This window comes from Bacillus sanguinis (genome assembly GCF_018332475.1).
Classification (GTDB): domain Bacteria; phylum Bacillota; class Bacilli; order Bacillales; family Bacillaceae_G; genus Bacillus_A; species Bacillus_A sanguinis.
Window position 1 is genome coordinate 1 of record NZ_BOQB01000065.1, and the last position, 13637, is coordinate 13637.

The 13637-nt window shown below is 33.5% G+C and carries 14 protein-coding genes and 1 pseudogene; 12 read left to right on the forward strand and 3 right to left on the reverse strand.

Features of this window, described 5'->3' with window-relative positions:
* Positions 1–881: DUF4822 domain-containing protein (locus tag KI369_RS08935; protein WP_212955709.1), on the forward strand; the 881-nt coding region annotated here is incomplete at its 5' end.
* A 200-nt stretch (positions 882–1081) separates the two neighbouring features.
* Here the strand turns inward: KI369_RS08935 and KI369_RS08940 are convergent.
* Together KI369_RS08940 and KI369_RS08945 are read right to left on the reverse strand one after the other, a co-directional pair.
* Positions 1082–1294, reverse strand: coding sequence for a CsbD family protein (locus KI369_RS08940; protein ID WP_000160409.1), 213 nt, complete (start codon positions 1292–1294; stop codon positions 1082–1084).
* Between the two features lie 171 nt (positions 1295–1465).
* Complete coding sequence (locus tag KI369_RS08945) at positions 1466–2278, reverse strand: GNAT family N-acetyltransferase (protein ID WP_212955710.1); 813 nt, start codon at positions 2276–2278, stop codon at positions 1466–1468.
* Positions 2279–2430: 152 nt separating this feature from the next.
* Here KI369_RS08945 and KI369_RS08950 point away from each other — a divergent pair, with 152 nt between their 5' ends.
* The 11 genes and pseudogenes from KI369_RS08950 to KI369_RS08995 all read left to right on the forward strand — a co-directional run bounded on the left by KI369_RS08950 (position 2431) and on the right by KI369_RS08995 (position 12856).
* Entirely contained in the window at positions 2431–2634 is a 204-nt protein-coding gene (locus KI369_RS08950; protein WP_099683436.1) for a hypothetical protein, read from the forward strand.
* A 3-nt stretch (positions 2635–2637) separates the two neighbouring features.
* Positions 2638–2823 (forward strand): annotated as a pseudogene (locus tag KI369_RS29755) (GNAT family N-acetyltransferase); the annotation flags it as partial.
* A gap of 262 nt (positions 2824–3085) precedes the next feature.
* Positions 3086–3874, forward strand: coding sequence for a helix-turn-helix domain-containing protein (locus tag KI369_RS08955; protein WP_212955711.1), 789 nt, complete (start codon positions 3086–3088; stop codon positions 3872–3874).
* A gap of 46 nt (positions 3875–3920) precedes the next feature.
* Positions 3921–4772: an ABC transporter ATP-binding protein gene (locus KI369_RS08960; protein WP_212955712.1), complete on the forward strand. Its 852-nt coding sequence runs from the start codon at positions 3921–3923 to the stop codon at positions 4770–4772.
* On the forward strand, positions 4773–5423 hold the full coding sequence (locus tag KI369_RS08965; protein WP_212955713.1) for an ABC-2 transporter permease: 651 nt from the start codon (positions 4773–4775) through the stop codon (positions 5421–5423). It begins immediately after the preceding gene.
* A gap of 135 nt (positions 5424–5558) precedes the next feature.
* Positions 5559–7172, forward strand: a complete 1614-nt coding sequence (locus KI369_RS08970) for a long-chain fatty acid--CoA ligase (protein ID WP_212955714.1) — start codon at positions 5559–5561, stop codon at positions 7170–7172.
* 123 nt (positions 7173–7295) lie between these two features.
* Positions 7296–7871, forward strand: coding sequence for a biotin transporter BioY (locus tag KI369_RS08975; protein ID WP_212955715.1), 576 nt, complete (start codon positions 7296–7298; stop codon positions 7869–7871).
* A 56-nt stretch (positions 7872–7927) separates the two neighbouring features.
* Positions 7928–9391 carry an acyl-CoA synthetase gene (locus KI369_RS08980; RefSeq protein WP_212955716.1) on the forward strand — a complete coding sequence of 488 codons (1464 nt, stop codon included), beginning with the start codon at positions 7928–7930 and terminating at the stop codon, positions 9389–9391.
* The gene (locus tag KI369_RS08985) at positions 9384–10475 is read left to right on the forward strand and encodes an acetyl-CoA C-acyltransferase (RefSeq protein WP_212955717.1); all 1092 of its coding nucleotides are present in this window, start codon (positions 9384–9386) and stop codon (positions 10473–10475) included. Before KI369_RS08980 ends, KI369_RS08985 begins: the two co-directional genes overlap by 8 nt.
* Positions 10476–10835: 360 nt before the next feature.
* A complete protein-coding gene (locus KI369_RS08990; RefSeq protein ID WP_046198963.1) occupies positions 10836–12101 on the forward strand; it encodes a helix-turn-helix domain-containing protein in 1266 nt (421 codons plus the stop codon).
* A gap of 557 nt (positions 12102–12658) precedes the next feature.
* The gene (locus KI369_RS08995) at positions 12659–12856 is read left to right on the forward strand and encodes a hypothetical protein (RefSeq protein ID WP_000840055.1); all 198 of its coding nucleotides are present in this window, start codon (positions 12659–12661) and stop codon (positions 12854–12856) included.
* Positions 12857–13033: 177 nt separating this feature from the next.
* On the opposite strand, the gene KI369_RS09000 is transcribed toward KI369_RS08995, so the two are convergent.
* Positions 13034–13615: a DUF6434 domain-containing protein gene (locus KI369_RS09000; RefSeq protein WP_212955718.1), complete on the reverse strand. Its 582-nt coding sequence runs from the start codon at positions 13613–13615 to the stop codon at positions 13034–13036.
* Between the last annotated feature and the right edge of the window lie 22 nt (positions 13616–13637).

The window sequence follows — 13637 nt, forward strand, 5'->3', positions numbered from 1 at the left end:
CGCGTGAACAGTATGCACAATTTTTATACAATGCAATACAAGAAACTGAGCAAACTCAAGAAACGAAAGGGCAACTATTAGCTAGCATACTTGGTGAAACAAATTGGCAAGGGACAAAAGTCTATGACAAAGATCATAATGATTTAACGAAAGAAAATCAGAATTTCATCGGGCTTGCAAAGTATGATGCTAAAACGGCAAGGTATGAATTTTTTAATGCAAGTACAGGAGAGAGTCGTAATGATAGCGGTACCTTTTTTATAACGAATGATGGAAAGAAAAGAGTACTAATTTCTGAGACGCAAAATTATCAAGCAGTTGTTGGATTAACGCAATTAGATAAGGAGAAATTTACATATAAAAGAATGGGGAAAGATGCAAAAGGGAACGATGTAGAAGTATTTGTTGAACATGTTCCTTATCAAGAAAAAGAGCTATCTTTCACTCGACCTGATAAAAACTTAGAAAGTTCGACCGGGAAAATAGTTACAGACGTTGATGGAGATGAAATTTTGTCTAGCACACTATGGAACGGAACGGTGGTATTAGACGAACAGGGCAATAATGTAACAAAATACAATTCAAACTTAATCAGTCTAGCAAAATATGATAAAAATACAAATAAATATGAGTTTTTCAATGTGAATACAGGAGAAAGTCGTGGAGACTATGGTTTCTTTGATGTTGTACATGGTAATAAAATAAGAGCCCACGTTTCGTTAGGAAATAATAAATACGGTGCAGTTCTTGAACTTACAGAATTAAATAAAGAGAAATTTACGTATACAAGAATGGGGAAAGATGCGAATGGAAAAGATATAAAAATCTTTGTTGAACATGAACCGTATACAGGTGACCTAAAACCAAATTTCACAAAGTGAGCCTTTACTGTAGCAAAGGCATTATGTTAGAAAAGGTTAGTAAGGAAAAATCAGAGTGATTATATAATTAAAATAGTTGTTTATAGACAAATAGATGCCTTGGGGCATCTATTTGTCGTTTTAAAATGATTTTATGGGGCAAATTCTCTTTTTTCAGATCTAGTTACTTACTACTTGCACAACCATACATTTTCGTTCTTTTATTTATTCTCTTTATGTTCTTTATATTCATGAACTTTTTCTTTCACATTACCGACAGTATCTTTAGCGGTGCCCTTCACTTTATCCCATTTTCCTTCAGCTTGTAATTTTTTGTTGTCAGTTACTTTCCCGACAACTTCTTTTACTTCACCTTTTACTTTATCAATAGCACCTTCTACTTTTTCTTTTAAACCATGATCATGTTTAGTCATACATTTCTCCTCCTTGTAGTTTGATTAGAATTCCCTTTTCATATTGCAAGTTGAATGATGTATCTATTAATAGCGTAACAAATCTAGTTTGAATATTCAAATGATTAATAGGGTAGAAAATAAATTGCAATAAAATGTATAAAAGTGTAATGAAAAGAGAAAGAATGTTAATTATATGTTTTTTGCAGTCCATATTGATTTCGTATAAGCGATTTTCATATGGGCACGTTCCATATTGTTTTGACTGCCGCTACCGAACCTTGCTTGTCCAACTATTAAATGACAATTGGATTCAATAGCTGTCTCAATTCGTTTTTGAATTAATGCAGTATGACAGCCTTTACGCTGAAATTCTGGCAAAGTAGCAGAAGCAGCTAATGAAGCAATCCCATTATTTATGTATAGGACACCAATGCCTGCAGGAGTATTTTGAACTTCGGCTATGAAAAAATGCCATCCTGGTTTATCGTAAAGAATTTCGTTATTTTGGCGCACTCCATCTTTTGTAAAGGATGGCATATTAAATCCACGTACATATATGTCTGCAAAAATGTGAAATTCATTTTCTTTCAGTTGGCGTACTGAAATGTTGGCAGGAAGCAGGGATGGATCTTCTCTCGGTATACTATATAAAGCGGTATGGAAGCTGGATTGGTAAAATCCTTTTTGAGATAAGTATTGAAATAATTCAGCTGTCCCTTGAGCGGGTGTAATTTCAAAACGGCAAGGGATTTGTAATGCTTGATAATAAGAGATAATTTCATCTAATTCATTTGTATTTGTAAATGTAATACCTTTTACCGTATTAAAAGCCGGACCAGCAATTACTTTTGATGAAAAAGCAGTGGCACTACCAAACTTTTTCATTTGTACTTGCATTGGATTTCCACTTATTGCTTGTAGTAGCGCTAATCTAGAAGAAAGCATATGTATTTCTGCGTTTTCAATTTCATTTGCTGTATTAAGTGTCACAATAGTACTCATAAAATTCCCCCGTCATTAAATATATTTCATAGTACATATACGCTTTATGTTCTAAGATTCCTGTTGAAATGTAAGAGAATTAGAAGTTTTTTGGAAGGGAAATGGAAGTGAACTGTCGAAGGGAGTAGAAACAGATTAAAGGTGGTGCTCTCATGAAACAGAAAGACGTGCAGACATGCTCTTATTGTGGCTCACATCACATCGGTGAAGGTGAGTTTATTGGCTATGCACAAATACGGAAAAAGGAGACGATGTTCACATCTTCACCAGTGGATGCTTATATTTGTACAGATTGTGGGAATATCCTTTCATTAAAGGTACGAAATTATGAAAAGTTTAAGCAGAAGCCGTTATGATTATTGAGAAGTGGTTTTATTAGGGAAGTTAATAAGAGTAATATTTTACATATATATGAATATGCCTTATATAAAGAGATGACAACATATACTGTGTGGGATGCTTATTAATCGTTGCACAACGTACAAAAATGTATAGAAGAAATTGTGAATGAGTATGAGAAAGAAAAATTAGCCCTTCTTGGAATATTTCATATCGAAAACTCCTTTAAATGAATGAGGGAGTTTTTGTTTTTTTATAACAATAATTACCTTTAATTGTTATAATTGGTTATTGAGGTGGAGTGTTTTATAAACGCCCTAATCATAGAAGAAAACTAGCTAAATCTTATGGAAAACCGCTATATAACACAATCGCAACCGTAAGTTGACAAAGTGCAACCGCAGGAAGATAGAGATAAGGGCAATGTTTACATACAATTTAGGTAAGAAAACAAAGGGGGACACACATATGGGATTTGGTGAAAAGCTTTTTAAATTAAGAAAGGAAAAGGGTCTTTCTCAAGAAGCATTAGCTGAGAAATTAAACACAACAAGGCAAGCGGTTAGTAAATGGGAAAACGGTCAAGGTTTTCCTGAAACTGAAAAGTTAATAATGATTGGAAATGTATTTGAAGTATCACTTGATTATTTATTAAAAGAAACAGCTGAGCAAAGTAATGAAAATGTGGATGGTTATTATGTAAGTCAGGAAATGGCAGAAGGGTATGTAGCGTATGGACAAAAAATTTCTAAATATATAGCGCTAGGATTTAGTTTACTCATTTTATCTACAATACCGTATTTATTATTTAAAGAAAATGCAACAATGTCGACATTCCTTGTCATTATTGTTGCTGTTCTTGGAATTGGAGCGATGATGGTACCTGTAACGATAGAAGAGAGTCGATACAATGTATTGAAAAAGGAAGAACTATTATTTGATCAAAACTTTCTAAAAGAATTCACAAAGAGATATGCGATTATTAAGAAAAAGTATGCCGCAGTAATGATCGTTGGATTTTGTTTTATAGCCGCAGGCGCAATCCCGTTTTTGTTTGAGAAAAAGCATATCACTTCAGGAGAATTAGTGCAGTATTACCCATACTGTGTTGTACTTATTGCTATCGGAGTTTATCTTTTTGTTCGGGTGTTAGGAGTATTGGAGGTGTATCGAATTTTAGTAGAAAATAAAGAATATAGTAATCGTCTTATTTTTAAACTGAAAAAGAAAGTGAGAGAAAAAGTGGATCATTTTTAATAGGAGAAAACATACTTTTATGAAAAGTTAAGATAGGAGTGTAGTGATGTCAAATCTTCTAGAAATTGAAAATTTAAGTAAATCATTTGGAAACAAAGTTGTTTTAAGAGATGTTTCCTTCAATGTGCCGTCTGGATCAATTGTTGGATTCATTGGTGACAATGGAGCAGGGAAATCAACAACCTTTAAAACAGTACTAGAATTAATTTCTAAAGATAGTGGTACAGTAAAAATATTTGGTGAAGAAAATATAAATAAAGATGCCAAGATTAAGGAAAAGATAGGAGTCGTATTTGATGCTATGAATCTACCGGCTCATCTTACGATAAAGCAACTAAACAAAGTTTTTGAAAAGATGTTTGAATCTTGGGATCAAGATAATTTTTATCGATTAGTTCATACTTTTTCTTTACCTACTAATGAGAAAGTAGGTAAATTCTCGCGTGGAATGTCAATGAAACTAACTATAGCTGTTGCGTTATCGCATAATGCAAAATTATTAATTCTAGATGAAGCGACGGGTGGTCTCGATCCTTCATCTAGGGAAGAGGTGTTAGAGGAATTAAAAAGTTTTGTGAGTAAAAGTAATGGTGGTATACTACTTTCTTCTCATATTATGAGTGATGTAGAAAAAATAGCTAGCCATCTTATCATTATAAAAGATGGAGAAATTTTATTGAACGAAGAAAAGGATAAAGTTTTGAAAAGTTACGCCATTGTAGACGTTGATGAAGAACAATTAGCTTTAATTAACAAAGATATAGTTGTGGCTAGAAGGAGACTTGGTTCATATTTCAATGTACTCGTATCAGATATATATAAATTACCAAGTGGTATTGCTCATAGAACCATTTCGATAGAAGAAATAAGTGTTTTATTAACGAGGAGTGAAAAATAAATGAAAGGTTTATTATTGACAAACTATTATCTAGTGTATCGAACTTTCTTTATGTTTATGGGAATAGCGATATTAGGATCGGGATTTGTTTTTTATTTTGGTAATGCTTCAATGTACCGTTTAATCGCTACGTTCATTATATTATTTGCTGCAATTCCTGCACTTGAAGTTATTAAATATGAGAGTAAGTCAGGTTATGAAAAATATGTACTTACTTTACCGGTTACTAGAAGTAATATTGTGCAAAGTCACTACTTTTTCTATTTTTTAGTTGTAATTATTGGTACTTTATTGTCGTATGGCATATTTTATATATATAGTTTCGTTTCAGATACACCAATTGATAATGATATATTTAAGAGTGTTTCTTTAGGGACGTTCATCATCCTTAATGCCGGAGCAATAGCTTATCCGCTTCTCTATGTTTTTGGAGCAGAAAAATCTGATGCTATTACAATTGGAGGCGCATGCGGGGGACTTGTTATTTATTTTGGATTACAAAGTGTAATTGGCTATCTAATAGAACAATTTCCAATATCAAATTTAAATTCATCTTTATACGTTTCCATTCTATATACGATATTTGGCGTTATCATATATATCTTTTCTTATTTCATTTCGGTATTTATATATCGTAAGAAGGAATTTTAGTAAGTTTCTCTTAGTATTTTCTGAATTATTTCCAAAGAAATAATTCAGAAAATACAGAAAAATGTCGTAATTATTTGCGGAAGTCTGTTATAATAAACGAAAAATGAAAACGCTTTAAAGGGGGATGTAACCAATATGATGATGAATGTACCGCTAACAATTAGTTCTATGATGGAAAGAGCAGAAAAACTGTTTTCGAAGAAAGAAATTGTTTCACGGACACATGATACAGTTACGACGTTAACGTATAAGCAGTTAGGTGAAAGAACGAGAAGACTTTCCAGTGCGTTAAAAAAATTAGGAATTAAAGAAGGCGAGCGTATAGGAACGTTAGCGTGGAATCATCATCGACATGTGGAAGCATATTTTGCTATTCCTGGTATTGCTTCCGTTTTACACACAATTAATATTCGTTTATCTCCTCAACATATTTCATACATTATTCAACATGCAGAAGATCGAATTCTACTTATTGATGAAGATCTCGTACCACTCGTTGAAAATATTCAATCACAATTATCAACTGTACAAGCCTACATTATTATGACTGATAAAGATGAACTTCCAAATACTACGCTAGAACCTGTATATCATTATGAAAAGCTATTAGAAGAAGGCGATCCAACTTTCCAATTTGTAAAAGGTATTGATGAAAATACACCTGCTGGTATGTGTTATACGTCAGCGACTACAGGAAACCCAAAAGGTGTTGTGTATACGCATCGTAGTACTGTACTGCATTGTATGGCACTCGGTTTAGCGGATACAGCTGCTTTATCGGAAAGTGATGCGGCGATGGCGATTGTACCGATGTTCCATGTGAATGCTTGGGGACTTCCTTTCGCTGCTACTTGGTTTGGATCAAAACAAGTTCTTCCAGGACCGATGTTTACGCCGAAAATTTTATTAGAAATGATTCAATCAGAAAAAGTGACGTTAGCGGCCGGTGTACCGACAATTTGGCTTGGTGTATTACAAGAGTTAGAAAATAATAGTTACGATTTATCTAGTATGACGAGAATACTATGCGGTGGTGCAGCTGCACCGAAGAGTGTTATTAAAGCATTTGAACAGAAACATAATGTTCCGTTCATCCATGCATATGGTATGACCGAAACAAGCCCACTCGTAACACTTGCACGTTTAAAAAGTTATGAAACAGAATTATCGTATGAAGATCAATTGGAAATTCGATCAAAACAAGGGTATCTTGTTCCTGGTGTAGAGATGAAAGTAGTCGGTACAAATGGTGAAGTGAAGTGGGATGGTACGGAGATGGGAGAACTATGTTTACGAGCACCATGGATCGCTGAAAGCTATTATAACGATGATCGTACTGTCGAAGGTTTTCGTGATGGTTGGTTATATACAGGAGATGTTGTTACGGTTGATGAGGAAGGCTGCGTGAAAATTGTTGACCGTACGAAAGATGTGATTAAAAGCGGAGGTGAGTGGATTTCTTCAGTTGACCTTGAAAATGCATTAATGGCACATGATGCTATATTTGAAGCAGCTGTCGTTGCGGTTCCTCATCCGCAGTGGCAAGAGCGACCAGTTGCGTGCGTCGTTCAAAAGAAAAATAGTACAGTAACAAAAGAAGAAATATATGAGTTTTTAAAACCACAGTTTGCGAAGTGGTGGCTACCAGACGATATTGTATTTATGGAAGAAATACCGAAAACATCTGTTGGGAAGTTTTTAAAACAGGCGCTTCGGAAAGAACTTGAGCATTTGCATAAAGAGAAATAATTGAATTTATATTTGTAAACTAATAAATAAAACAAGTTGACAAAAGCTGAATAGAAAGATAATATAACTCCTATAATATGTTACCCGAAAAGTATTTTAAGTTTACAAATAGGAGAAGCAAATATGAATACAAAAAACTTAGTTTTCGTCGCTTTATTTAGTTCTATTATGGGAGTGTTAGGGTTAATACCTCCAATTGCTCTTTCTATTACACCAGTTCCTATTACATTACAATCACTTGGTGTTATGCTAGCTGGTGGGTTATTAGGATCCCGCCTTGGGGCAATAAGTCAGCTTATTTTCTTACTTATTGTAGGAGTTGGAGCACCATTACTTGCTGGTGGGCGCGGTGGCCTTAGTGTATTTGTTGGGCCAAGTGCAGGATATTTACTTGGTTATATTGTTGGAGCGTTTGTGATCGGTTATTTAATTGAGCGTTTACGTGAAGTTTCTATAATAAAGGTATTATGTATTAATATAATTGGTGGTATTTTCGTAGTTTATGTATTTGGTATTATTGTACAAGCTTTCGTAATGGATATTTCTATATGGCAGACGATGAAAGTAAGTGTCGTATTTTTACCAGGTGATTGCATAAAGGCAATTATAGCAGCGATTCTCGTAACGAAATTACATCGTTCATTGAAACATATTATTACGCCTGCTCTAAAGAGTGGGAAATATACAAATGCAGGATAAGAAACACGTTCATTGCGTGTTTCTTTTTATTATTTTGTAAAGGAAGGACGTCTCAAATGGGGATTACAAAAGAATATAAAAATTATGCCTCTTTACAACCGAATAAAATAGCAATAAAGGAAAATAATCGAGTTTTAACATATAAAGATTGGTTTGAGTCATTGTGTAAAGTTGCAAACTGGTTGAATGAAAAAGAATCGAAGAATAAAACGATAGCAATTGTATTAGAAAATCGTATCGAGTTTTTACAATTATTCGCGGGTGCTGCTATGGCCGGATGGGTTTGTGTGCCACTAGATATAAAGTGGAAACAAGATGAGCTCAAAGAAAGAATTGCAATTAGTAATCCGGATATGATTGTGACAGAGAGATATAAGTTAAATGATTTACCGGGTGAAGAAGGAAGAGTAATTGAAATTGATGAGTGGAAAAGGATGATTGAGAAATATCTTCCTACATATTTCCCTATAGAAAATGTACAAAATGCTCCTTTTTATATGGGATTCACATCAGGATCGACTGGAAAAGCAAAAGCGTTTTTACGTGCGCAACAATCGTGGCTTCATAGTTTTGATTGCAATATACATGACTTTCATATGAAAAAAGAAGATTCTATATTAATAGCTGGGACGCTCGTTCATTCTCTTTTCTTATATGGTGCAATAAGTGCATTATATATGGGGCAAACAGTGCACGTTATGAGAAAGTTTATTCCAGATCAAGTATTGGATAAGTTAGAAACAGGACATATTTCGGTCATGTATACAGTTCCTACAATGCTTGAATCTTTATATAAAGAAAATAGAGTAATAGAAAATGAAATGAAAATTATTTCGTCAGGAGCCAAATGGGAAGCTGAAGCGAAAGAAAAAATAAAGAGTATATTCCCTAATGCGCAAAAATATGAATTTTACGGTGCATCGGAATTAAGCTTTGTAACAGCACTAGTTGATGAAGAGAGTAATAGAAGACCAAATTCAGTAGGGAAACCTTGTCACAATGTGCAAGTTCGAATATGTAATGAAGTAGGAGAAGAAGTGCAGAAAGGTGAGATAGGAACTGTTTATGTGAAAAGTGATCAGTTTTTTATGGGATACATCTTGGATAAGGTTTTAGTTCCAGAGTTGACTGTAGATGGCTGGATGACAGTGCGAGATGTAGGTTATGAAGATGAAGAAGGATTTATTTATATTATCGGTAGAGAGAAGAATATGATTTTATTTGGAGGAATTAATATTTTCCCAGAAGAAATAGAAAGCGTATTACATGAACATCCAGCTGTTGATGAAATAGTTGTAATTGGTGTGGAAGATAGTTACTGGGGTGAAAAACCTGTCGCCATCGTAAAAGGAAGTGCTACGAGGCAACAATTAAAGAGTTTTTGCTTACAAAGATTATCCTCTTTTAAAATACCGAAAGAATGGTATTTTGTAGATGAAATACCGTATACAAATAGCGGGAAAATCGCTCGTATGGAAGCAAAAAGTATCATTGAAAATCAGGAGAAAATATATGAATAGAGCAGTTATTGTAGAAGCAAAAAGAACACCTATTGGTAAGAAGAATGGGATGCTGAAAGACTATGAAGTTCAGCAATTAGTCGCACCACTGCTCTCATTTCTAGGTAAAGGAATTGAGAGGGAAATAGACGATGTTATATTAGGGAATGTTGTTGGGCCAGGAGGGAATGTTGCGAGATTATCTGCTTTAGAAGCAGGGCTTAGTCATCATATTCCGGGTGTAACGATTGACCGGCAATGTGGTGCCGGATTGGAAGCCATTCGCACTGCATGTCATCTCATTCAAGGCGGAGCAGGTACTTGTTATATTGCAGGGGGAGTAGAGAGTACAAGTACATCACCTTTTCAAAATAGAGCGCGATTTTCACCGGCAACAATTGGCGATCCTGATATGGGAGTAGCGGCTGAATATGTTGCAGAACGTTATAACATCACGAGAGAAATGCAAGACGAGTATGCTTGCCTCAGTTATAAACGAACACTGCAAGCATTAGAAAAAGGATATATACATGATGAAATATTGTCTTTTCATGGATTATTAGATGAATCTATAAAGCCAGAAATGAATTATGAACGAATTATTAAAAGAACAAAACCTGCATTTTTACAAAATGGTACAGTAACGGCAGGTAATTCGTGTGGTGTCAATGATGGGGCATGTGCTGTTCTTGTAATGGAAGAGGGGCAAGCTCGAAAATCAGGATATAAGCCTGTCCTTCGTTTCGTTCGTAGTGCTGTGGTTGGAGTGGATCCTAATCTCCCGGGAACGGGTCCAATATTTGCGGTGAACAAATTATTAAATGAAATGAATGTAAAAATAGAGGATATTGATTATTTTGAAATAAATGAAGCATTTGCTTCAAAAGTTGTAGCTTGTGTAAAGAAGTTACAAATTCCTTTCGAAAAATTAAATGTAAATGGTGGGGCAATTGCACTCGGTCATCCGTACGGTGCATCTGGGGCTATGCTTGTGACACGTTTGTTTTATCAAGCGAAAAGAGAGCATATGAAATATGGAATTGCGACGTTAGGAATTGGTGGTGGAATAGGGCTTGCGCTATTATTTGAGAAAGTAGAAGACTAGTGAGGTATTAACTGTACTATGATTAATAGGGGATAATTAGTTCTATATATGAGTGAATATCCTCTCTTAGTAACCAAAAAACAAACAACTATTATTCTATATTTTTGAGTTACCTGAGGTTAAATTTGTAAGCCTTAGCCTCATAGAATTGGTATAATGTAGTAATATTGGTGGAAGATGAGAAAGTTGATATTAGTAAATTGAGCATAAAAATTTCATATGCATCCAGATAAGTATTAATAACATTTCTCTCTCTGAACATAAAACTATACATATATTATGATAGGTAATATAGGCGTTATTCTTATTATATTGCTCTAAAATAATTAAACCAGTTTATTTGAAGAAAGGAATGGGAATATGAACATTGGCGAACGGATTCGACAAATACGTATGCATAAAGAATTCACGCAAGGGGAAGTAGTATCAGGGATATGTTCTATAACTTATTTAAGTAGAATTGAAAATGGACAAATTAAACCTTCAAATTCTGTTTTAAAAAAAATCGCTAAAAATCTAGATATTGATTACAACTTTCTTGTAGGTGTAGATTATGAGGATATTGAAGCTAAGATTCTTGAAATATGTAATAGGTATAAAAATGATAATATTATAAGCTCTAAAGACTTATCATCTTTAGAGTTGTATGTTCGCGATACAGACTCTATTCTCTTATTATTAAAGGCCTATGGTGTTTTAATATACTATCATTCTCGAAATAATAACTTATTACATGTAGCAACGATTGTAAATGAGGCTTTGCAAGTAATTCCAAATCAAGTAGCCTCCCCATATACTCAAGACTTTATATATTATTTAATGGCTCGAGGTCATTATTTTTCTAATAAACAAGACTATATGACTGCAAATGAAATTTATATGCAGACAGAGAGTTTACTTGGTTTAGATGAAACTAGGCTACACGCTGATATATATTATAATCTAAGTCTAACAAATCAAAGTCTTTATAAAGATCAAACGATTAGTCGTTTGTATGCTAAAAAAGCCTACAGATTGTATGAAAAATTAAATGTAGAAAATCAAGTAATAAACATTCTTATAATTATTGCATTACAATATCAAAAAGATAATCTATCAGAGAAAGCTCTTGAATCTTTAAAACAAGCAGAAATTAAAGCAGAGGTTAGCGATAATCCTATGTATTTACCTTTAATTGCATATAATTATGGGAAAATATATCAAGGATTAAAAGATTACACCAATTCTATTAAATGTTATGAAAAAAGTTTACAGACTAGCAATCTTTATCCAGATCAAGCTCAAAAAATATACGCAGTAAGAAACTTAATAGAAATTTATATAGAATCTAAAGACTGGAAAATTGTTAATAAACTGATGGATGATGCATTAGAAATGTTATCAATTTCTGATATGCCACACGCATATGTTGAAATATATGGACTTAAGGGGAAAATATCCAAATTAAGGGGCGATAATCATGGATATGAGAAAAATATGCAAAAAGCTATTGAAAGGGGTCTAGAAAAAAAGCAATACCCTCTAGTTCGTGAACTCGCTACTGAACTAGGAAACTATTTTTATGATAATCGCGCTTATAAAATGTCAGCAAAGTACTTGAAAATATCTAGTCAACTCCCCACTTAAGCTACGCTTAAGTGGGTTTTTTTATGTATTGATCTAATAGGGAATTAACACTAGTAAAACTACTATGTTTATAACGCTCCCATTCAAGTACATTACTTTCGTCAAATATCTAGTTAGGGGAGTAAATCCTTCTGAAATTTCCAAAAAGGTAAAATATCAAGTTTAAAACAATTGATAATTCGCTAAAATTTTAATGGAATTTTACTAATTGTTATTAACATAAATGAACATGTATATTTTAAGTACAGAAACTCAAACAGCAAGGAGGGAGTTATTCTGATGCAAGAGAAAAAATGATCTACAAATATGATAGACAATATAAATTATCATTTGAATTAGAGTAAAGGTTATAATCAATATTTTAAAATCCTTTCAAATGAACGTGAAGTATTGCCATATCATGTTTATAAACACTCATAGCGGAAACATACATCACAAAAAGAATGGATGAAAAAGACAGTATTTAAGCAAATGCAAATGAGATGAACAAAAAAATTGATGGCACTGAAGATACAATGCAGCATACTTTACTTAATAAATAAGAAAGAGGGATACATATGAAAAGCAACGAAACGGGAACTAAGCGAAAAGTAGTAAGATATACGGGTGGAATTGCAATACTTTTATTATTGATATCCTTTATATATCAATGGAAAAATGGTTTAGAGGTTGATACTACTGAAAACTTCAGTCTGGCATTAGTTGTTGCCATTTTCCTTTCTAGTTTTATTCCTGAAAGAAAAAGAGATAGTTAAATAATTGAATAGGCAATTGGGATCTATTTCTCAATTGCCTATTTATGCAAATATAAATTCAAACTAAGAGATAAATGCTTAATATCGGTGATTACATACTTGAATAACAACTAATTTCTATTCAATATTTAATTATCTTTTAAAGTTTTTTAGATTTAGGCCTTGATAGTAGTGCTACTAGTTTTCTACTCTTTGAGGAATATAAGCATTGCTACCAGGCTTTGCTTTTATTTCGTTCCAAGCAGAGATAGCATCAGCTTTTGATTTTCCTTTATTATTTGGATCTTCGAAAAAGTCACGAGTAAAGCGATTGTATTCAAATTGTGCACTGATCGTTGTTTTGTATGTAGGGTCTTTTTTTCGTTCGTTTTCTTCATGCCAAAAAGCTACCGCGTCTTCATATGTTTTTCCAATATTCTCTTTGAAAAATTTTTGAAGAGCTACTGTAAAGCGGAAGTTTGCTCCAATTTTTTCTTTGAAAAAGGCCCGAACCTCTTCGCTACAGCGGTGATTTTCAGTAATAACAGTTTGAAGAGAAAGGTCTTTATAAGAGAGAGAAGTTTTACTCGCTTTTGGACCAGAGCTGTTTTTTAATATTTTACCAGTATGTAAATAATGTGAGATACGCTCGGTTATTCCAATCTTAGAGCCACTAGCTGGTAAACCATTCTCACGACAAAATGTTTGAAGTTCTGCTTTTAACCAATAATAGTTTTGGAAATCTTCAAGTGATATAGACTTTGTTAAAGATGGACGCATGAATGTAACAACTTCTTTCTTC